This window comes from Enterococcus sp. AZ095b (assembly GCF_051714725.1).
GTDB lineage: Bacteria > Bacillota > Bacilli > Lactobacillales > Enterococcaceae > Enterococcus_B > Enterococcus_B pernyi.
This window is the reverse complement of the sequence record NZ_JBIOSL010000001.1, coordinates 1,656,873-1,678,680: the sequence shown is the minus strand read 5'-3', so window position 1 is coordinate 1,678,680 and position 21,808 is coordinate 1,656,873. Positions and strand designations below refer to the sequence as shown.

Genomic DNA, 21,808 nt, shown 5'->3' with positions numbered 1-21,808 from the left:
TAGAAACCATTCAAAAGAATAGGAGTAATGAAATGACACAAACAATTAAGAAAAATGAACGGTATACTGTTGATATCATCGATTTAAGTTACGAAGGATTAGGTGTTGCGAAAATTGATGGCTATCCATTATTTATTGAAAATGCTTTGCCAGGTGAACAAGTGGAGATCCTTGTCGTAAAAGCAGGCAATAAATTTGGCTACGGTAAGGTCGAAAACTGGTTGACGACGTCACCAGACCGTCAAGAAATCACTAGTAATGTTCTATTGCGTACAGGAATCGCTCCTTTAGCCCATTTAAGTTATGAGCAACAATTAGTATTCAAACAAAAACAAGTCGAACATGTTTTAGCTAAAATCGCTAAAATGCCTGAAGTCACAGTACAACCAACGATCGCTATGGAAGAACCTACAGGCTATCGGAATAAAGCACAGATTCCTGTTCGTCGTGTCGAAGGCGAATTAGTGACTGGTTTTTACAAGAAAAATAGTCATGACTTAGTGGAAATAGAAGATTTCTTCATCCAAGACCCACAAATCGATCAAGCCATCATCAAGGTAAGAGACATCTTGCAACGTTTCCAAGTACGTGGCTACAATGAAGAAAAAAATGAAGGACAAATTCGTCATATCATTGTTCGTAGAGGTCATTACACGCATCAAATGATGGTGGTTTTAGTCACTCGAAAAGAAAAATTCTTCAAATCGAAAGAAATCGCTGAAGCTATCCATGAAGCTTTACCGGAAGTAGTGTCAGTGATCCAAAATATCAACGAAGAAAAAACGAATGTCATTTTAGGAGAAAAAGAAAAAGTTCTTTTTGGTCAATCGTATATCGAAGATCAGTTACTTGGTAAGACCTATCGTATTTCTTCTAAATCCTTTTATCAGGTCAATACATTACAAACCGAAGTATTGTATCAAAAAGCGATCGAATTTGCTGAATTGAAAAAAGAGGATGTCGTGATTGATGCATATTCAGGAATTGGAACGATTGGTTTATCCATAGCGGATCAAGTAGCAAATGTTTATGGCATGGAAATCGTACCAGCAGCGATTGAAGATGCGCAGTTCAACGCGTTGACAAACAAAATCGAAAATGCGCATTATGAAGTTGGAAAAGCGGAAACAGTCATGAAAAAATGGCAAGAAAAAGGAATCAAACCAACTGTTTTAGTTGTCGATCCTCCAAGAAAAGGCTTAGACGCACGCTTTATTGATTCAGCGATCGAGATGGCTCCTGAGCGAATCGTTTACATCTCATGCAATCCTGCAACTTTTGCTAGAGATGTGAAGTTGTTTGCAGAAGACGGTTATCAGTTAGAAAAAGTCCAACCAGTTGATTTATTCCCACAAACGCACCATGTAGAATGTGTCGGATTATTACGCAAAGGGTAAGTGATTTAAATAGATGAGCGCAAGGCATTATATCCTATACACTCATTTTAGAAGACGTTTCTGTCAAAAGAAACGTCTTTTTTTATACAATTGTTTGAGTGAAATAAGCGATTTGAAAGTAAAGAGAGTTATTTTAAGACTGACATAAATCTTTTAATGCTTTATAAATATAGTGTATAATAAATAGAGAGTATATCGTTCAGTTATAAAAAAATTTCGAGTAAACGTTCTTTCTCATCAGAGGACAGATAAAAAAATAAAAATCCAATGTGTAAAAGGAGTCCTTACATGATAAAAATAAAAATGGTGACCAAGCAAATGGCAGAACTTTCAGCAAGTCGAGCACTTATATCATTCAGCTTTTCCAAAATCTGAACAAGTGCCTATGGGAACATTGCTGAAGCGTTCAAAGAGAGAGGGTATCGATTTTATTGCTTATTACGATGAAGAAAAGTTTATCGGTCTAGCGTATCTCATTACATTTGAAAACTTGACGTACCTCTGGTATTTAGCGGTAGTTCAAGACTTACGCAGTCAAGGCTACGGGGCGCAAGTATTATCACATATCAAAGAGAACTATCCAGATAATTGCATTGTATTAAATTTAGAGGCAGAAAATCCAGCTGCTAGCAACAATGAGCAAAGAAAAATCCGTAAAGCATTTTATCTTAGGAATGGCTATCGACCAGACCATCACATTGTGAAGATGGGGGGAGAGAAACTAGAGATCCTTTTTACTAATGGAGTGTTTGAAATTGAAAACTATCAAAAGATTTTTAAACGTTTTTGGGGTCCAATCTTGAATATACTGGCAGGGACAAATATTGTGAAAAATAACTAAAGTTTGTCGAATGATGACTCATATCTATATAGGGTCAAAGTAACTTTAGATCATTTTCCTAAAAATTACCATAATTTATGCTCTGATAAAAAGCGCTAGAAATACAGGATAAATCGATTATAGGGAAACTTATCAAATATCAACATGATTGGATGTGGCTTGGGACTGGATGATGGAACACGCTTCTGATATCACGAGCGAGTTCTTTTCCGTCGTGGAGTCTTCTCAATGAACATACATGATTAAAATTCGACATGTGGGGCGGTAGTTCCCATATGACTTCTCTTAGTCATACTGACAGGGATTCCTATCGGCGTCATATTTTATCGTGCTTTAGTCTATGATGGATCACTGGATGTAGGAAAAACGATCATCAGTACGTTGTTATTAAGCATTGCAGTCGTGATCTGTTCGACTGTGCTTGCGTTACTATTAGCTTTTTTGACGGTCAGGACAAAGATCACAGAGAAAAAAAGGCTAGATATCGTTTTGCTGATACCGTTTATGAAACCTCTATATATTGCAACCATTGACTGGATCTTATTTACCTAACGTCGTGAGCTATTTCAATAGCTGCTTACTTTTATAAGAGATTTATCAGAAAACTTTTTGGGGTCTTGTATTAACGATGAGTTTTCATCTTTTTTCTTTTATTTTGACGATCTTAAAAAATGCGTTACTGAACCTCGGTGCTGCTCTAGATGAAAGTGCAGTGATTTTTGGTGGTGGCATTTTTATCGTTTGCGCCGAGTGAATTTCCCGTTGATCACTGGAAATTCCACTATTGGTGCTTTTCTTGCGTTTGTCAAAGCAGTTTAAGCGTATCGCACACCGCAACGATTGGCCAAAGCATTGGTTTTTCTAGTTGTTACGGCGATTCCTCATCATGCCACAATTGCACCAATCAACTTCCAGGCAGCAACAAGTTAGTGCTCTTCATCTGCTTTTTTGTATTAGGTTTTTATAATGAGAAAAGTTACGTGATCTTATCCTGTGATGAACACACAAAAACCGTGCGCTTTTATGATAAAATCATAAAGAAATCAATAAGTTTGAAGTTTCCAAGTAAAAATGTGTTACAATAACGAAGTGTGTATCATAGTAGTAAAAAAGTGAATAGAGTAAAAGAGGGAAACAGATGAATTCAAAAGAAAAAATGCTTGAAATAATCAAAAAGAAACAAGGTGGCGGTCGAGTAGAAAAGATGGCTACTCCAAAAAATGATCGTAGCAATATGAGAAAAGGACCTAAAATCTATAATAAATAGTAAACGCCTGACGAGTATCGGCTAAATTATTTGTTAATAAAAACTGACATCAGTGATTAATCACTGGTGTTTTTTTGTCTTAAAATAAAGAAGTAGGTCTTTAAAAACATAAAAGTTCATACAAATATAAAGGATTAATGGTTAAAAAAGTAGAGAGAACTGATTACTTGAAAAAATACGTTATCTATTTTAATTTTTTTAAATTACATTAATTGAGAGGAGGCATTAGCGGAATATGGGAAACGATGGGGAGTGGAACAGCAGTATTCTCCCGCTCGATTTCACAATAAATATCCCAAAAACAAAACATTCAAAGAAAGTATCATCGGCAGAGAAAACCGAAAAATATTGGTTAATAGAGGCTTTCACTCTGAATTTATCTTGAATCCTGAAGGGGACTTTGTGAGTAGCTGGAATGTATTAAAAATGGAAAATGGTCGAGTAGATAGTAACCCGGCACACTATTCATTTCATTTCGACTTGCGAAAAGAATTACTTGATGGAGAATCGTTTAATTATGCCAGCAAAAATGATCGATTGCATAAACTTTTAGATAGTTCCCTCTCAAAAAAACTTGATCATCAGGTTCGTCAACAAGCAAAAAAAGGTTGGATCAGCGCGAGTATCACAGAATACTTCCATCGACACCCTAATATTTCGCCGATGATTCTTGGATTGTTACTCTTTTTGGCGTTTCATTTTTTTGTTCTTTTTTGTCATAGACAAAGAAAAAGAACAATGAACAAAAAAGTCAGATGAAAGGAGAGAACCTTCTATGCAGACGAGAACATATAAACAGATCGATGTCTTTGTTTTAGTGCTTGTGGTGACCATTTTAAGTGTTTATCTTATACGTAACCACAAGGAAGATTTATTTCAAGTGTTTCGCTGTCTTAAACTATTTTGAAAGACTCTCACACTTCGTTTTACCTTCTTTGGTTGGCATCTATAGTCTAGTAGCTTCATTTGTGAATAGCCGCAAGTCTTAGACTTAGGGGGGGATTTTAGACGTTTCTCCCTAAGTCTACAGCAAAAGTCGAGTGGTTCCTGGATACTATGCTATGAATGACTTGAAGCCCATTCAATCAAGTGTAGTTTCAAATCTTTCCACTCCTCATGGGTCGGTATTTGGGCAATTTGAATCACTTCACAGGTCATTTTCTCCGTAAGATCATAGTTGCTGACGATGAGACAAGCTTCTAACTCGTCGATCTTTGTTTGTTTAATCGGTTGATCAAAAAGAAAAAGAGGGTGATACGTTTCAGGTAGCCACTTTTGGATCATAGCCATTAAAAAATTATCATAGCCAGCATCTCCATGAAAAGTAAAGACGATTGTTTGCTTTTTCCTTCTTTGGATTTGCTGATAGGAGGATTGGATCATACTTAAGGATAGTGCAACGTCTTTTATGCAGGTCATTGGTAGGATCTCTTGCCATTTGAGTTGCTGCAATCGGTCTTGCCAGGAGTGATAGAGTAATTCAAAGGATGGATCGACTAAATGATCAATTGCCAATGGGTGATTCTCAAAACCATCAGTGATTTTATTAAGCAAGCGTAAATTAGCTAAGTAAGCACTCATTTGCTCAATACCTTCCTTTGTTGTACCGTCAATCAGCGCTTCGTCGAGTAAAAATTGCTTGATCCATTTTTTGGCTGGTGCTTCTTCTTGGTAATGGGTCGCTTTATGCGATCTTGTCTCTTGATAGTTCGATGAGCTATAGGAAATACAGTGTAAAGCAATCAAATAAGCCCAAACTAGTTCATTTACAGACAGCTGTTGAATCCCAAGAATCTCTCTCAGAAAAGGAGTGATTTTTTTTGAGAACCTTTTGAAGCTTTTTCTAGACTGGATCATACTCAATGTTTCTGAGGGGATTTCACCTTGTTTACGACGCAACCATCTTTCTTTTAAGATGGACAACCATAACGTTGCACGAAAATTACTAATATGTAAATGAGACTGAAATACTTGCTCTAGTTCAGCGAACATGACTTTGTATGTTTCCTGAGAGAATAGATAGGAATGATCTGTTATGATCGTTCGTCGAAAACTCGTATAAAAGTTAAAAAAGAAAAAACGAATCTCGTTTTCTTTTCCAACAAGATCACCATTTTTGGGAGAGAGTTGGATTCGGTAGTTTTTTAGTTCATGGTTCATGTGTTGAATGATTTTGCGTAAAGCCGAACTAGACAAATGATACTCCAAGCGCATGGCTTCGAAGGATTGTTGATTTCCCTTAAGGCTACGGTCAATGATTTTATAAGTAATCGTTTCTCTAACAAGAGATAAAAGATAGGTATCCAGTGTTTCCCCATCGGGTATTTTTAAGCGGTAACCGATCATTTTGATTGATTGCAAATGAATCGATGGTGGTAATTTGGCACGCAATGCTTGGATATCTGAACGTAGAGTTGGAGGTGTACAGCCTATTTCTTGAACTAGTTCTGTGATCGAAGTGATGTCATTTCGTTTTCTCAAATAAGTAAGAATATTGATTTGGCGATGTAATTGTTTATTTTCATGTAGTTTGAAAAAAGGTTCCATTAATTGCTCCTTTCGTTTGGGTGACTCTTATTCGATTGTTTTATTTTATCTTTCTTATTATGGAAATACAAATCGATTCTCAAATATTTTTTTCAAAAAAAAAAAATAAAAAATTTTCTTTCACAGATTACGTTAGAATTTAGTTGGATGTTTTTTTATCTTTCTATAATTTGAGGAGTTGAATAAGGAATGGACCACAGAAAAATAGTAAAAATGACAGCTTCAATGTTATTACTTATGAACGCATCCCAACAGAGTATCACGACATTTGCTGATCATTTAGACAGTGGACAAATGACAGAAGAGGTAGCTATTTCGACGCTTGAAGAACAAGCTGAAGACGTCACTATGGAAGCAATAAAAAGTGAAGAGACGAAAGAACAGCAAGAAACTGAAATCCTAGAATCATCAGTCTCTGTTCCGTCAGAACCCCCTACAGAACCAACGATGGAAGCGACAACAGATGTAACCACCGTGACAGAGCAATCGACTACGGATTCGACTGTTGCTTCAACTGTTGGAGAAGAAGTCACTAAAGCTGCGAGTGAACCAGTGATCCCAGATCCAGATGCTCGCACAGTTTGTGAGATACAGGAGGTAGATGATCAAGTTGATTCTGGCGTATTCGGTACCAGCCAATGGCGAATCGACCAAGAAGGTATATTGTACATAGATGCAGGGACATTAGGAGAAACAACGTCGGCGGCTCGTGCACCTTGGTTTCCTCACCGTTCACTCATCAAAAAAATTGTTCTTACTGGACCCGTGGTAGCAAATGCTGAATCATTAGGATTGTTTTTTGATTTGAATCAGCTAACGACGATCGAGAATTTATCCAGTTTAGATACAAGTCAAGTCACGAATATGGATTATTTCTTTGCATGGTGCCAGCAGCTGACTTCATTGGATCTTACAGCTTTTGATACCCAAAATGTTCGTTCGATGAACTATATGTTCAATGGGGTGTCTTCTGTTAGCACGCTCGATCTAAGCAACTTCAATACAGCGAATGTCACTGAAATGAGTCATATATTTTATGGGATGGGCGGATTGACTTCATTAGATTTATCCAGTTTTAACACGATGAACGTGTCGAACATGAGCTACATGTTTTATGATTGCTCTGCCTTGACGACATTGGATGTAACTGGTTTTCAAACAGCCAACGTGACGAATTTCAGTCATATGTTCCGCGGTTGTTCCGGATTGGCTCAACTGGATCTTTCTAGTTTTGTAACGAGTCAAGCAACAGAAATGTCCTTCATGTTCCATGGCTGTTCGGGATTACAAGCGTTAGATGTGACACATTTTGATACGAGCAACGTTATGTACATGCATTATATGTTCCATGGCTGTTCCGGTTTGACAGAACTCGATGTTAGTCGCTTTGATACGAAAAACGTGACTTCCATGTACTATATGTTCTTCGGTTGTTCCGGTCTGACGGCGTTAGATGTTACGAACTTTTCAACTACTAACGTGACAACAATGAGTTTTATGTTTGCAGAATGTCTCAATTTAGAAGCAATCGATGTCAGTGGTTTTGATACGGAGAATCTTCGATTTATGCGAGGAATGTTTAGAAACTGCCAAAATATCACTGAATTGGATTTATCACATTTTAAAACTGGCAAGGTGCAATTGCAGCAAGAGATGTTTGCTGGTACAATCTCCTTATCTAAAATTTCTTTAGGTATCCAGTTCTATTCTTTAACCGATACCAATATTCCAGAGTTGCTCGCTACAGAAGAGCATACGGGTTACTGGCAAAATGTGGGATCTGGCACAGAAGATGTCCCACTTGGTGAATATGTATTAAGCTCCTCTTCACTGATGACAACTTATCAAAATAGTATGGCGGATACTTATGTGTGGCAACCAATCGCTAGTGAGTCGATCCGCGCAATGGATTCAACGATTTATGTTGGTGATAGTTGGGAACCAATCGACAATTTTGTCTTAGCGACCGATCCAAATGGAGAATCAATTCCTTTTGATGAAAGTATGGTCAGTGGTACTGTGGATACGACGACAGCAGGAGTCTATCCAGTGACTTATACCAATGGATCTGCGAGTCAACAGATCAATGTGACTGTCGAAGAAAGTCAAGAAACCCTTAAAGTCACAGATTCGACGATCATTGTAGGGGATGCTTGGACACCAAGTGATAATTTTGTTTCCGCTACTGATAAAACGGGAGAAGCTGTTGCCTTTGATGAAAATATGGTCAGCGGCGAAGTCGATACGACACAAGTAGGTGAGTACAAGATCACCTATACTTTTGGGAGACTCAGTCGTGAAATCACAGTGACCGTCATTGCTAGTCAAGAAGCGATCAAGGCGATCGATTCAAGAATCCACACAGGGGATGTTTGGCATCCAAGCGATAATTTTATCTCAGCGACCAATAGAGCAGGTGACACTTTGCCATTTGATGAAAGTATGGTGTCAGGCACCGTTGATACCGGACGAACAGGAAACTTCATCATTACTTATACGAATGGAGAAGCCTCTCAAAAAATCACAGTGACCGTGGTTGAAAATAGAGAAACGATCCAAGCAAAAAATGGCAGCGTTTATGTCGGTGATAAGTGGGCGCCAAATGATCAATTTGTATCTGCTACAAACAAAGATGGGGAAATGATCGTTTTTGATGAAAGCATGGTTAGTGGTACGGTAGATACAACTAAAGCTGGCGATTATCCGTTGACTTATACCAACGGTCGAGCAACAGAAGAAGTTGTGGTGGTTGTAAAAGAAAACGGAGAAACGATTGTAACAAAGGATCTTCAATTATATATCGGTGATACGTGGGACCCAAGCGATGGCTTTGTCTCCGCAACAAATCGCGAAGGGTTCACTCTCGCATTTGACCAGAATATGGTGTCAGGCGATGTTGATACCAACAAAGAAGGAACCTATACGATCACTTACACGAATGGTTCAGTTTCAGAAACAAGTCAAGTGACAGTGAGTAAACGAGGGACTGCCGGAGGAAATGCCAACACAGGCGGAGGGAATACTCAGCAAAAGAAAACAGCCAACACCTCTGCAACCTCAAAAAAACAAGTCCAAGGAAATGCAGCAAAAAATTTACCAAAAACTGGTGAGATCCGATCTAGTGCAACCGTTCTTGGTTTTGCTCTTGTTGGAGGAGCAATCGGAACCTATATCTACAAGAAAAAGAAAAATCGTAAAGATTGATTCTTTAAAATCAAAAAGCCAACTTAGTTTCGGAGTGATCCTAGACTAAGTTGGTTTTTTATCGCTCAACTATTTTGAAATTGGCTATTGTATAAGCTTGCATAAAGTGTCGGTTGTTGCAATAGCTCTGTATGCGTTCCTGTTTCAATGATGTCTCCGTTTTGCATCACTACGATCATATCCGCATGTTCAATCGTTGACAGACGATGGGCAATCACAAAGCTGGTCCGGTTTTTAGTTAAAGCATCCATCGCTTCTTGGATTAAGGCTTCCGTACGTGTATCGACACTTGACGTTGCTTCATCTAAAATGACGACTGCAGGATTAGCTAAAATGACTCGTGCAATCGTTAAGAGCTGTTGTTGCCCTTGAGATATCGACCCATTTTCGCTTGAGATAATGGTGTCATAACCTTGTGGCAGCGTACGGATAAAATGATCACATTGAGCAATTTTAGCTGCTTGAATGATTTCATCTCTGGTTGCTTCTTTTTTGCCGTAAGCAATATTTTCTGCAACAGTACCTTCGAATAACCAAGTATTTTGTAGTACCATGCCAAATAGATTCCGCAATTCATGGCGCGGCAAATCGGTGATGTCATGACCGTCGAATAAAATCTGACCGTCATTAATTTCATAAAAACGCATCAAAAGATTGACAAGAGTTGTTTTTCCAGCACCAGTTGGCCCAACGATGGCAACCGTTTGTTGTGGCTTGACCGAGAAGTTGACATCTTTCATCAATGGTTTTTCTGATGTATAACCAAAACGAACATGTTTGAATTCAATTGCTCCTTGTGGTGCAATGATGGGATTTTCTACTGCATGATCAATTGCTTCTTCTGGTTCATCCATGATCTCAAAGATTCGTTCGATGGATGCCATGGCTGATTGTACAGAATTGATGACATATGAAGCAGTGGAGATTGGTTCTGATATTTGATTGATATACTGCAAATACGCTTGTAAGAAACCAATGGTGATCCCACCAGATAAAACGGCTATTGCCCCAATGACCGCACTTGCGATAAATGCTAATTGATTGATCAAACGGATGGCTGGATAAATCGCAAAATTCATGAACTGCGCTTTTTTGAAAGCTTGCGATTGTTTTTCATTTGCTTTCTTGACTTCATCAATCGCTAATGCTTGTTGGTTGAAGGCTTTGATCACCAAATTCCCAGTTAGATATTCTTCTGCTTTATTATTCAAATCTCCCAGTTCTTCTTGGTTATGATCAGAAATTTGTTTATTCTTGTTTGCGAATTTTGTTGTAACAGTTGTGCTGATCATAATCAAAATAAGAACAAGTAAAGTCAATTTGATATCGATGTAAAACAACATGATACCAGCTAATAGGATCGTTACAAGAGAGGTGAAAAGTTGATTGATCCCTGTGAGCAATACTTGTGATAGCTGATTTAAACCTGTAGTTGTTCGACTGATGATATCACCAACTTGATGACGGTCATAGAAAGCCATTGGAAGAGCTTTGAATTTTTTTGTAACTTCTTTACGGACACGTAAGGTCACTCGTTCACTTAATGAAGCCATCGCTCGTTCTTGAATAAAGGAAGTGATACTACTTAGTAAGGAGAAGAGTATCAACAGGATCACTGGTAAAAGCAATGTTTCTTTTACATCTGTTACTGTCATATGGTTAAGTCCAACCTCTTTGATCCGCCCGAGTAGTTGATCGATCCCGATACCCATGATTAGTGGCATAGCAACGACTAATGTATTACCGACCAAGCTGCAAAGTAATGAACCATAGAAGATTTTATGTTCAGGCTGGATCATTCGCCAGAAACGTTTCAAGCTTTGTTTTTTTATCGTTGTTTTAGTCATTTCCATCGACTCCCTCCTTTAACATACCTTGTGATTTCGCAAATTCTTGATACGAACGATTATTTTTCAACAATTCTTCATGAGTGCCTTGTCCAACGATCCGTCCTTCATCGAAAACGATAATATTATCAGCATTTATGATGGTACTTAGACGTTGTGCAATGATAATCAGTGTTTTATCTGTCATTTCACGTTGCAACGCCCCACGTAACTTAGCATCGGTTCGATAGTCCAATGCAGAGAAACTATCGTCAAAGACATAGATTTCAGCAGATTTGACTAACGCTCTAGCAATACACATCCTTTGCTTTTGGCCACCAGAATAATTATCTCCGCCTTGAGCCACAAAGCTGTTCAATTGATCCGGTAGGTTTTCTAATACTTCATCCAATTGTGCGATGCGAATTGCTTTGGTTAGTTCTTCATCTGTCGCATGTTCGTTCCCCATCAATAGATTACTGCGAATCGTTCCACTAAATAAAAATGCTTTTTGGGGAACATAACTAATATAGCTTCGAAGCGTTTCTTGGTTCATTTCTGTGATCGGGGTGCCTGCGAATTTGATTTGTCCATTTGAAACATCGTTTAGACGTAACAGTAATTTTGCAATCGTGCTTTTTCCTGAACCTGTTCCACCAACAATGGCTGTCGTTTTTCCTTTTGGTACAATAAAATCAATGTCTTCCAATACAGGATCGGCGTTTTCGTTGTAGCGAAACGTCACATGTTCGAAGGATAAGAAAGTATCATCGACTGAATCGAAGGATAAAGTTTCTGGTTGGTCGGGGTCTTTGATTTCGATTTCAGCTTGTAATACTTCTTCGATTCGTTTAAGACAAGAGATTGATTTTGGTACGATAACAAAAACCATTGCGGCAATCATTAAATAGGCAAGTGTCAACATCGAATATTCCACAATGGCAGTTACTATACCGATTTGTAAGCTACCATTAGCCACCAAGCCTCCACCAAACCACAAAATGGATGCATAAACGATACCCATGAGTAAAAAGGCGATCGGTGTGACCCAAGCAAAGATTCGATTGACTCGGATCATCTGTTGCGCGTAATTTTCAAAGGTTTCATTTGTTCTTTTTTCTTCATAGTCTTGATTGTTGAAGGCACGGATCATATTAACACCTGTAAAGAATTCACGCAACGTTGTCGTGACACGATCCATCTTCGGTTGAATACTCAAAGATAAAGGGGTTCCTTTTTTCATCAAATAATACGTGATCAGCGCATAGATGAAGATCGAGCCTAACGTAATCAATGTCAACTTGACGGAATGCTCCAACATCATCAGAATCGTAAATAATGAAATAATTGGTGCAGGGATGATCATCTGACAGAACATGACGATCATTTGTTGGACGTTATCTACGTCATTGGTCATCCTGGTCAATAGTGAACCGGTATTAAATTGATCGACATCTTTCATCGACAATTGTTGGAATTTATTGAAAAAACTTGCTCGTGTCTGATAGCCAAATCGTGCGGCTAACAAAGCAGAACAGTAGCTTGAGGCAACTGCAGCAAAAGAGCCTAATAGAGCAACAAGTAACATTTGAATTCCAATCTGTTGGATTTGTTTCACTTCGCCACTTGCAATCCCTGTGTCTATGAGATCAGCTACTAACTTTGGCACACCAAGGGTTCCTAGCAGTTGTAAACAGATAAATAAAAGAGTAAGTAAAGCAATTCCTTTATTGTTTTTTATAGATGTTTTTAATAATGTCATTGTGTTTCCTCCTTTTCCCGACAAATACGCATTCTACACCTTAAAGTTACTTGAAGGTCAAGAAGAAAAAGCATAAACTATCATTGAGGTGAAAGGTATGAAACGATTGTATTCGATTGGGGAAGTATCGGAGTTATTGGATATCCCTCGATCAACCATTCGGTATTGGGATGCAGAAGGGTTGATCCATGCAGCAAGAGAAGAGGAAAACGGGTATCGGTTGTTTGATATCGATGCTATTTTTCAAGTATATGACATCAATTTTTATCGAAAACTCGATATTCCCATGAAGCAAATGAAAAATCTATATAGTAAATCGTTAAATGAGATGTACGACATTTTAGCTGAAACGGAACAGCGTTTGGATCATGAGAAAAAAATCTTAGAACAAAAACATAAAGAAGTATTATCAAGAAAAAAACAGTTGAAAGAAATGATCGATAGTGAACCAGATAAATTTCCTGAAGAAGAAATTCCCTTTCAAAAAATCGTCGTGGCAGCATCTGATGACCTCTTATATTCAAAGGAATATCTAAAAAATTATTCAAGTTTCGTGATTTATTTTCCAGAAAATAATCAGAATAGTATTTATGGGTTCTGTACGGACGAGCACACGAAAGAACTCCCAGGTTCACAGACGATCTGGCAGAATGATCCTGCGAAAAAGTACGTGCGATTTCTACTAAAAGTCGAAGTGAACAACACAAAAAATAATAATCTATCTGAAGTAAAAGACAGGTTGCAAAAGCAAGGCTATCGATTAGGACAAACGATTGGTCAATACTTGTTGACCCATACGACAAAGGAAAAGATTTCCTTTGAATATTACCGAGCTTGGATCGAAGTGAATGAGGGAAAGTAGGATTAGTTGACATTCGGAAGTAAACATGGGATAGTAATTGACAATATCAAAGCGTAGAAGAGAAGAGTAACTAACGGTCAACGGTAAAAAGAGACTCCGGTGGGTGAAAAAGGAGACCAGAAACCTTAGTGAAGATGAACTTGGAGCTTGTTTTACTAGTAAATGAGTAAAACCGGACTGCGACCGTTAACTCGCCGGATATCTGATAGTATCGTTGAGGCATTATTTGTGAGGATAATGCAAATAAGGGTGGTAACACGACGCATTCGTCCCTTTTGTCAAGACTTGGCAAAAGGGATGAGTGTTTTTTTGTTTTCATCAGGTCTTTATCTACTACGCAATCTAAGGAGGAATTTTTTTATGACTACTCGTTCAACATCCCCATTTCGTTATGACATCGTTGGGAGCTTTTTGCGCCCAGAAAAGTTAAAAAAAGCACGAAAAGCATATAACGAATCGCTTATTTCTGCTACTGATTTGAAAGAGATAGAAGATGAAACCATTATCGAACTGATCAAAAAACAAGAAGCTGCTGGCTTACATGCGGTGACAGATGGTGAGTTTCGTCGGAGTTGGTGGCATTTGGACTTTTTCTTTGGTTTACAAGGTATCGAGTTTTTTGTACCTGAGCGTGGTTATCAGTTTCACGGAGAAGAGACACGTCCAGGAACGGTGATTGTAACAGAAAAAATCACAGGAGAGAGCCATCCTTTTGTGGACCATTTTCGGTTTACACGTAACTATACGACCGAGGGCATCGAAGTAAAGCAAACCATTCCAGCTCCAGCTCAACTGTTAGTGGAGTTGTTACGTCCAGACATTTTGCCTCATGTTCGTGCCATCTATCCGACAAACGAAGAACTTTTTCAAGATATCGTAACAGCTTATCGGCAAGTGATCGCAGATTTATATGAAGCAGGCGCCAGAACGATCCAATTGGATGATTGTACGTGGGGCGTATTAGTAGCACCTTTACCAGAAGGATTTTTAGCAGAGAGTGATAAAGAGGAAAGCAAGATTCGCAAAGAGTTGGCGCAGACCTATTTACAAATCAATAATGCGGTTCTTGGAAATCAACCACAAGATTTGATTTTGAATACCCATGTCTGTCGAGGGAATTACCACTCCACCTGGGCAGCAGCTGGCGGGTATGATGCTGTAGCTGAGCCATTATTTACGGAAGAAAATGTTCATGCCTATTATTTAGAATATGATAACGATCGTTCAGGCGGTTTTGAACCACTTGCGAAAGTTAGTGAAGAAAAACTCGTAGTATTAGGACTGATAACCTCAAAATCCGGCGAACTTGAAGATCGTCAAACAATCATTGAGCGAATTTATGAAGCTACTCGTTACATCCCTTTAGATCGATTATGTTTAAGCCCACAATGCGGGTTCGCCTCCACCGAAGAAGGGAATATCTTGACAGAAGAAGCGCAATGGCAGAAAATTGCGTTGATCAAGAGTATTGCAGAAGAGGTCTGGAATTAAGTAAACGCCGATAAACCAAGTATTCAGAAAAACCGTTAAGAACAACCCAGTTGTTTTTAGTGGTTTTTTTTTTGCTGAAAAAAATCAATTATTGGAGCTGATATTCAACACTAAGCTAAAAAATCGAAAAATATGAGAAGCTATTTTCCGATTTCCTATCTTACTGCTCGGAGCTGACCAGCTTTCTCACGATCTCTGATAAACGGTGTTCAAGGCGCAACACTTCGGACATAAGCCAAAAAAATAAAAAATGAAAGAGCCATTTTCTATTTTTTTATCTTATGCCTCAGTGCTGAACGCGCCTTTCACGACCTCTTTGGCACAAAGCTTTCTCTTACCACTAATCGGGTGGGGTAGGTCAAAATAATGGGTTCGTCGCGGATTTGGTCGATTCTTTCGACGGCTAAGCGTACGGCGGCTTTACCGATGGAATTGGCATTGATTTGGACGGTGGTCAAGCCAGGAGTTAGTTTACTGGCTGCTTCAATGTTGTCGAAGCTGGCGATCATGATGTCTTTACCGATGGCCAAATGGTGTTTTTTCATTGTGCGATAGACGCCGATTGCCATTGGATCGCTTCCTACAAGGAGTGCGGTTGGTAGTGGATCAGAGCTTTGGATCAGCTCTTCAGCTAATCGTTCACCGTCTTCTTCGGTCCAATTTCCCAGATAGTGCGTACTGTAATCTTGTAACTGGTGATCGGACATGAAATGCAAATAGGCACGGATGCGTTTTTCATCTGGATTGATCGTCTTGCCTCCTCGTTCATCCATATCGACTTGGTAGCCACCGATATAGGCGATCCGTTGATGCCCACTCTCTAGAAACAACTCTAAAACAGCTTTGGTCATTCGCTCCAAATCTCCATAAACCATATCGACTTCTTGTTGGATATCAGGATTATCAACAACGATCAAATGCTGATTTTGTGTCAATAGATCAGTGATCGACTGCTTCGTCACTGTTCCAACTACGATGATCGCTCCTAGTTGATCTAAGTCTTTCCATTCCTTGGGATTGTCAGAGAGATTGTAGATGCGATTCATGCCAATATGCAGGCGGTTTGCTTCTTCTTCTAATCCCATACGTAATTCTTTGTAATAGACATCTTGTGCTTCACTTGCCTTACTGATCGTCGAGATCACACCGATCGATGGCATTCGTTTTTTGATATATTTTCGTTTATTGATATCATAGTTCAATTTTTCTGCAACTTCAAAAATCCGTTTCTTTGTTTCTGGTGCGACATGGATTGTCTTATCTTGATTCAATATGCGTGAAACAGTTGCAGGAGAGACATTCGCTTTTCGAGCGACATCACGAATCCCTACCATAAAATCACTCCTTTAAGAAATATAAAAAAAAGTTATTGACAAATATGTTTAGTAAACAGTATACAGGAGTTAGTTAAAAAGTAAACGGTTTCTAAAAATTTGTGAGGTGAAGAAATGAAAAGACAATCGTTGATTGCATTCGATTCGGATACAAATGTTTTTCATTTGTCGAATCCATTGATTTCTTATGTGATGAAAATTGAAGAATCTGGTGTGTTGACCCATGTTCATTTTGGTAAAAAAGTGAGTAACTATACTAATAACAAAAAATACCCAAGAAGAGATCGTGGTTTTTCAGGAAATGTTCCTTTGCATGATGAGCGGGCATTTTCAAAAGATACGCTGCCACAAGAATTTTCGGGACACGGAAGTATGGATTATCGCATTCCAGCCACGATCATCACACGTGAGAATGGCTCTAGCTTGCTTGATTTAAGATATGAAACGTATCAGATCATCCAAGGTAAACCAAAGCTTACAGGATTACCACAAACCTATGTATTGGATGAACAAGAGGCACAAACGTTATGTGTTACATTGAAAGATCGCGATTTACCAATTTATGTAGATCTATTTTATACGATCTATGAAAAACGAGGGGCCATCGTTCGATCTGCTAAGTATCGTAATCAAACGGAACAAATGATCTGGTTAGATAAAGCAGCTTCTTTTCAATTAGATATGACGAATTCGGGCAGATTTACTGAAGTGATCGCCTTACCTGGAGCCCACGCTAGAGAGCGTTTGATTTCAAGACAACGGATCACTGAGGGGGTGAAATCATTTGAAAGTCGACGAGGAAGCAGCAGTCACCAAATGAACAATTTTATCGCTTTGACACATACCCATACAACGGAAGTTCTTGGAGAAGCCATCGGTCTACAGTTTATCTATTCTGGCAATCATGCGTTCGAGATCGAAAAAGATCAAATCGATCAACTAAGAATCGTTGGTGGCATCAATGCGTATCAGTTCCAATGGCAACTTTCAACCGATGAAGCGTTTCAAACGCCAGAAATGATCCTTTCTTATTCAGACGAAGGATTAAATGGCATGAGCCACATACATCATGAGCTGTTGCGAGAACGTGTGGCACGTGGGAAGTATCAGTACGAACCACGTCCAATCTTGGTCAATAATTGGGAAGCGACTTATTTTGACTTTACTAGCAAAAAAATCGAAGCACTGATCGATGAAGCAGCAGCGTTAGGTATGGAAATGTTCGTCTTAGATGACGGCTGGTTTGGGAAAAGAGATGCAGATACTTCTTCTTTAGGAGACTGGTTTGAATATGAAGGGAAATTGGCGAATGGATTGAAGGGAATTGCAGAGTATGCTCATGAAAGAGGCCTCAAATTTGGGCTATGGGTGGAGCCTGAAATGATTTCGATCGATTCTGAATTGTATCGTCAGGCGTCTGATTATTTGATGCAAGAACCAGCACGCACGCCTGCAGCATCTCGGTCGCAATTTGTTTTGGATTTTACACGAAAAGAAGTGCGAGATTCGATCAGTCAGCAATTACGAAAGATTTTGGATAAGGTACCGATCGATTATGTGAAATGGGATATGAATCGCTCCTTATCAGATGTTTACTCTGCTTACGTGGAGAATCAAGGAGAGGTCTATCACCGGTATGTTTTAGGATTATATAACCTTTTAGAAGAGTTGATCACAGCTTACCCAGATATCTTATGGGAAGGATGCTCAGGTGGGGGTGGCCGTTTTGACGCAGGAATTCTTTACTATATGCCACAATCCTGGACAAGTGACAATACCGATGCAATGGAACGGATCGATATACAATATGGCACGAGTCTCGGCTATCCCATCTCATCCATGGGTGCCCATGTCTCTGCATCGCCTAACCATCAAAGTGGACGTGTGACAGATTTAAAGACACGCGGGGATGTAGCGATGAGCGGGGTATTTGGTTATGAACTAGATTTGACCGCATTAGACGAACAAGAAAAGAAAATCATCAAAGAACAGATCAGCACGTATAAAGAAATTCGTCAAACAATCCAACAAGGAAAATTTGACCGCTTAGAAAATCCCTTTGAACAAAACATTGCGGCGTGGCAATTTGTTTCTCCAAATAAAAAGGAGATCATGGTCTTTATGGCACGACGATTAACTTCTGGACAACCGCCTTTTCATGAGATCCGCTTGGTTGGTTTGGAGGAAGGGATGTATCGTGAACGTAAAAGTTCATTGATTTATTCAGGCTCGGAGTTAATGACGATGGGGTTTTATCTCCCTGATTTTCACGGAGATTTTCAAACAGAAATTTTTCACTTTGAGAAAATAGTTACAGGAGAGGAAGAAGAACATGCAAGCATCAATTGATTGGTTAGATGATCCACAAGTTTTTCGTGTGAATCAGCGGAAGGCACACAGTGATCATACGGTCTACGGTTCAAAAGAAGAAATAAGAAGTCAAAGTTCCCGACTACAGTCGCTAAATGGTGAATGGCGCTTTTATTTTTCTGAAAATGCAGAAAAGCGCCCCAAAGAGTTTTTTGAACAAGATTTTGATGATCGTTCATTCGACACGATCCATGTGCCTGGCCACATTGAACTAAGTGATTTTGATAAGATCCATTACATCAACACGATGTATCCTTGGGAAGGTCATGAGTTTCGTCGTCCCGCTTATACAACTGCTTCAGAAAAGGAAATGGCAGGGATGTTCTCTCAAGCTGAAGGAAATCCAGTAGGGTCCTATGTCACGACTTTCCAATTAGCAGAGGGATTGAAGGGAAAAGATGTCACGATTCGTTTTGAAGGTGTCGAACAAGCCATGTATGTGTGGTTGAATGGTCATTTCGTCGGTTATGCAGAAGATTCATTTACACCGTCCGAATTTGATTTGTCCCCTTATCTTGAAGAAGAGAATCGTTTGGCAGTCGAAGTCCACAAACGTAGCACAGCTGCCTTTTTAGAAGACCAAGATTTTTTCCGTTTCTTTGGGATTTTTCGAAATGTCGTCTTAGTTGCTCGTGGCAAGAATCATTTAGAAGACTTGTGGTTACGTCCTCAATTAGATGACACGTATCAAAAAGGAAAATTGAATGTGTCCTTATCTTTTGAAAATCTTACAGCTGAAAGCGACTTACAGGTACGGGTCCTTGATTTAGACAGACAAACGATCTATGAAGAAAAGCAAGCGATAGGCGAAACAGTGCAGCTCAGTATTGATTTAGGTGAAGTGGTATTATGGGATCATTTTGCGCCGAATCTCTATACGTTTGAAATTGAAACCAGGGACCGTGACGGAGTGACTGAATATGTCGAGTATCCATTCGGGTTTCGCAAGATCGAGTTAAAAGATAAAGTGATGTATCTGAATGGAAAACGCTTGATCATCAATGGAGTCAATCGTCATGAGTGGAGTGAAAAAACAGGACGTGCGATCACCTTAGATGACATGGAAAAGGATTTGGCAGTGATTAAAAATGCCAACATCAATGGCGTCCGGACCTCACATTATCCCAACCAGATTCCTTGGTATTTCCTCTGCGATCGAGCAGGTATCCACGTGATGGCAGAAACCAATCTAGAATCACATGGGTCATGGCAAAAAATGGGTGCTTTTGAGCCATCCTATAATGTACCAAGAGGCATTCCGCAATGGCGAGAAGTGGTGCTAGATCGAGCAAAAACCCATTTTGAAACGTTCAAGAACCATACAAGTATCTTGTTCTGGTCCTTAGGCAATGAGTCCTATGTAGGGGAGAATATTCGGTTGATGAATGAATACTTCAAGAAGGTTGATCCAGACCGTTTTGTTCACTATGAGGGGAATTATGTTGATCCCACATTTGAAGCTTCTGTTTCGGATATGAAAAGTAGTATGTACGCAACACCTGCGGCGGTCGCTGATTATCTAGAGAATCAGGCAGATAAACCATATATCTTGTGCGAGTACATGCACGATATGGGAAATTCTTTAGGTGGATTAGGTTCTTATATGGCATTATTAGATGAATACGAGATGTATCAAGGCGGATATATTTGGGATTTTAAAGATCAAGCACTTGAGGTACTTGATCCAGTGACCAATCGAAAAGTCATGCGTTACGGCGGGGATTTTGATGATCGTCCAAGTGATTATGAGTTTTCCGGAAACGGCATCGTTTTTGCAAATGGACAAGAAAAACCAGCATTACAGGAGGTAAGATACTATTATGGCAAATACAGATCCTAAATTGAGAATCATTTATGGCGACTGCACTTTAGGAATCAAAACAGAAGAAAAACATTATATTTTCTCTTACACCAGAGGTGGTTTGGAATCACTTAAAAAGAATGGAAAAGAATGGCTTTATCGTGAAACGCAACCGACTTTTTGGCGAGCATTGACAGATAATGATCGAGGAAATGGCTTTGGGTATCGCTCTAGTATGTGGCTTGGCGCAGGGTTGTATCTAAAAGTGGAAGCAATCCATGTTGCAATAAATGACCAAGCCATCGAACTGCCGATCGCACCAGTCAACAATCGTTATAGTAACCAAGAGTATGCAAATACAGTCGAGATCACTTTCACATTGGCAGTCAACACAACCCCACAAACGACCGTCGATATGACGTATCGTGTCAACGAACAAGGGGATCTACACGTGAACATGTACTATCATGGCAAGGAAGGATTACCCGAGCTGCCAGTATTAGGATTTCGCATGATCATGCCAACAAAAGCCACTCATTTCGATTATGAAGGCCTGTCAGGTGAAACTTATCCGGATCGTAAAGCTGGTGGCGCACCAGGGGTCTATCATGTGGAGGGCTTGCCAATCCCACCTTATTTAGTGCCACAAGATTGTGGCGTCCATATGGATACCAAGTGGTTAGAGATTACGCGCAAGACAACCTTGAATAATGCAGATAAAAGTCAGGAAGAGTTTTCCTTAAGATTTGAACAAAAGGATTCGCCATTTGCTTTTGCGGCATTACCATTCAAAGCAGAAGAATTAGAACAGGCGACACACATGGAGGAACTACCACCGGAACGTCGAACGGTTGTCACGATGTTGGCGAAAGTCCGAGGAGTCGGAGGTATTGATTCATGGGGAGCGGATGTAGAAGAAGCCTATCATATTAGTGGTGAAGAAGACCACGAATTTAGTTTTATCATTAAATAATGTAAATTGGAACATCAAAAATAGGACCCACGAAAGATCCGCAGAATGGATTTTTAGTGGGTTCTATGAGTTGCGGTTGATACTTAAAAGTCATGAAAGAAGTAGTTCGCCTGATTTTCTGAAGGGATTGTTT

General features: G+C 39.3%; 13 protein-coding genes, 1 pseudogene and 1 other annotated feature. Of the genes and pseudogenes, 10 read left to right on the top strand and 4 right to left on the bottom strand.

Annotation, left to right across the window (positions count from 1 at the left end; all coding sequences use genetic code 11):
- The first annotated feature begins 32 nt into the window (after positions 1 to 32).
- From rlmD to IGJ99_RS08030, 4 genes and pseudogenes are all read left to right on the top strand, one after another.
- Positions 33 to 1,397: a 23S rRNA (uracil(1939)-C(5))-methyltransferase RlmD gene (gene rlmD, locus IGJ99_RS08045; RefSeq protein ID WP_062805128.1), complete on the top strand. Its 1,365-nt coding sequence runs from the start codon at positions 33 to 35 to the stop codon at positions 1,395 to 1,397.
- A 343-nt stretch (positions 1,398 to 1,740) separates the two neighbouring features.
- Positions 1,741 to 2,238 (top strand): annotated as a pseudogene (locus IGJ99_RS08040) (GNAT family N-acetyltransferase); the annotation flags it as partial.
- A 1,138-nt stretch (positions 2,239 to 3,376) separates the two neighbouring features.
- Positions 3,377 to 3,505 (top strand): hypothetical protein, encoded by a 129-nt coding sequence (locus tag IGJ99_RS08035; RefSeq protein WP_010735268.1) that lies wholly within the window; start codon positions 3,377 to 3,379, stop codon positions 3,503 to 3,505.
- A gap of 252 nt (positions 3,506 to 3,757) precedes the next feature.
- Positions 3,758 to 4,264, top strand: coding sequence for a DUF3114 domain-containing protein (locus IGJ99_RS08030; protein ID WP_409173428.1), 507 nt, complete (start codon positions 3,758 to 3,760; stop codon positions 4,262 to 4,264).
- Positions 4,265 to 4,564: 300 nt separating this feature from the next.
- On the opposite strand, the gene IGJ99_RS08025 is transcribed toward IGJ99_RS08030, so the two are convergent.
- Entirely contained in the window at positions 4,565 to 6,052 is a 1,488-nt protein-coding gene (locus tag IGJ99_RS08025) for a helix-turn-helix domain-containing protein (protein WP_438770741.1), read from the bottom strand.
- Positions 6,053 to 6,241: 189 nt separating this feature from the next.
- Here IGJ99_RS08025 and IGJ99_RS08020 point away from each other — a divergent pair, with 189 nt between their 5' ends.
- Positions 6,242 to 9,256: a bacterial Ig-like domain-containing protein gene (locus IGJ99_RS08020; protein WP_438770740.1), complete on the top strand. Its 3,015-nt coding sequence runs from the start codon at positions 6,242 to 6,244 to the stop codon at positions 9,254 to 9,256.
- Between the two features lie 65 nt (positions 9,257 to 9,321).
- On the opposite strand, the gene IGJ99_RS08015 is transcribed toward IGJ99_RS08020, so the two are convergent.
- Both IGJ99_RS08015 and IGJ99_RS08010 read right to left on the bottom strand, forming a co-directional pair.
- Positions 9,322 to 11,109: an ABC transporter ATP-binding protein gene (locus IGJ99_RS08015; protein ID WP_010735273.1), complete on the bottom strand. Its 1,788-nt coding sequence runs from the start codon at positions 11,107 to 11,109 to the stop codon at positions 9,322 to 9,324.
- A complete protein-coding gene (locus IGJ99_RS08010) occupies positions 11,096 to 12,844 on the bottom strand; it encodes an ABC transporter ATP-binding protein (protein ID WP_438770739.1) in 1,749 nt (582 codons plus the stop codon). The genes IGJ99_RS08015 and IGJ99_RS08010 overlap by 14 nt, the downstream gene beginning before the upstream one ends.
- Before the next feature lie 97 nt (positions 12,845 to 12,941).
- Between IGJ99_RS08010 and IGJ99_RS08005 the strand changes: the two genes are divergently transcribed.
- On the top strand, positions 12,942 to 13,706 hold the full coding sequence (locus IGJ99_RS08005) for a MerR family transcriptional regulator (protein WP_010735275.1): 765 nt from the start codon (positions 12,942 to 12,944) through the stop codon (positions 13,704 to 13,706).
- A gap of 45 nt (positions 13,707 to 13,751) precedes the next feature.
- Positions 13,752 to 13,983: a binding site (T-box leader), on the top strand.
- Positions 13,984 to 14,066: 83 nt separating this feature from the next.
- Positions 14,067 to 15,197, top strand: a complete 1,131-nt coding sequence (locus tag IGJ99_RS08000; RefSeq protein WP_194179807.1) for a 5-methyltetrahydropteroyltriglutamate--homocysteine S-methyltransferase — start codon at positions 14,067 to 14,069, stop codon at positions 15,195 to 15,197.
- Positions 15,198 to 15,502: 305 nt separating this feature from the next.
- Here IGJ99_RS08000 and IGJ99_RS07995 read toward each other — a convergent pair whose 3' ends face one another.
- Complete coding sequence (locus IGJ99_RS07995) at positions 15,503 to 16,531, bottom strand: LacI family DNA-binding transcriptional regulator (RefSeq protein ID WP_023519788.1); 1,029 nt, start codon at positions 16,529 to 16,531, stop codon at positions 15,503 to 15,505.
- A gap of 114 nt (positions 16,532 to 16,645) precedes the next feature.
- Between IGJ99_RS07995 and IGJ99_RS07990 the strand changes: the two genes are divergently transcribed.
- The 3 genes from IGJ99_RS07990 to IGJ99_RS07980 are packed head-to-tail and all read left to right on the top strand — an operon-like array spanning position 16,646 to position 21,675.
- The gene (locus IGJ99_RS07990) at positions 16,646 to 18,880 is read left to right on the top strand and encodes an alpha-galactosidase (RefSeq protein WP_137072504.1); all 2,235 of its coding nucleotides are present in this window, start codon (positions 16,646 to 16,648) and stop codon (positions 18,878 to 18,880) included.
- Positions 18,864 to 20,741, top strand: a complete 1,878-nt coding sequence (locus IGJ99_RS07985) for a glycoside hydrolase family 2 TIM barrel-domain containing protein (protein WP_153829780.1) — start codon at positions 18,864 to 18,866, stop codon at positions 20,739 to 20,741. The genes IGJ99_RS07990 and IGJ99_RS07985 overlap by 17 nt, the downstream gene beginning before the upstream one ends.
- Positions 20,722 to 21,675, top strand: a complete 954-nt coding sequence (locus IGJ99_RS07980; protein ID WP_010735280.1) for a beta-galactosidase small subunit — start codon at positions 20,722 to 20,724, stop codon at positions 21,673 to 21,675. Before IGJ99_RS07985 ends, IGJ99_RS07980 begins: the two co-directional genes overlap by 20 nt.
- Positions 21,676 to 21,808: the final 133 nt, after the last annotated feature.

What these genes read in the sequence shown, in the direction of transcription:
- IGJ99_RS08020 (WP_438770740.1), top strand. Translation starts at nt 6,242, where the DNA reads ATGGACCACAGAAAAATAGTAAAAATGACAGCTTCAATGTTATTACTT.
- IGJ99_RS08015 (WP_010735273.1), bottom strand. Translation starts at nt 11,109, where the DNA reads ATGGAAATGACTAAAACAACGATAAAAAAACAAAGCTTGAAACGTTTC.
- IGJ99_RS07990 (WP_137072504.1), top strand. Translation starts at nt 16,646, where the DNA reads ATGAAAAGACAATCGTTGATTGCATTCGATTCGGATACAAATGTTTTT.
- IGJ99_RS08000 (WP_194179807.1), top strand. Translation starts at nt 14,067, where the DNA reads ATGACTACTCGTTCAACATCCCCATTTCGTTATGACATCGTTGGGAGC.
- IGJ99_RS07985 (WP_153829780.1), top strand. Translation starts at nt 18,864, where the DNA reads ATGCAAGCATCAATTGATTGGTTAGATGATCCACAAGTTTTTCGTGTG.
- IGJ99_RS08025 (WP_438770741.1), bottom strand. Translation starts at nt 6,052, where the DNA reads ATGGAACCTTTTTTCAAACTACATGAAAATAAACAATTACATCGCCAA.
- IGJ99_RS07980 (WP_010735280.1), top strand. Translation starts at nt 20,722, where the DNA reads ATGGCAAATACAGATCCTAAATTGAGAATCATTTATGGCGACTGCACT.
- IGJ99_RS07995 (WP_023519788.1), bottom strand. Translation starts at nt 16,531, where the DNA reads ATGGTAGGGATTCGTGATGTCGCTCGAAAAGCGAATGTCTCTCCTGCA.
- rlmD (WP_062805128.1), top strand. Translation starts at nt 33, where the DNA reads ATGACACAAACAATTAAGAAAAATGAACGGTATACTGTTGATATCATC.
- IGJ99_RS08005 (WP_010735275.1), top strand. Translation starts at nt 12,942, where the DNA reads ATGAAACGATTGTATTCGATTGGGGAAGTATCGGAGTTATTGGATATC.
- IGJ99_RS08035 (WP_010735268.1), top strand. Translation starts at nt 3,377, where the DNA reads ATGAATTCAAAAGAAAAAATGCTTGAAATAATCAAAAAGAAACAAGGT.
- IGJ99_RS08010 (WP_438770739.1), bottom strand. Translation starts at nt 12,844, where the DNA reads ATGACATTATTAAAAACATCTATAAAAAACAATAAAGGAATTGCTTTA.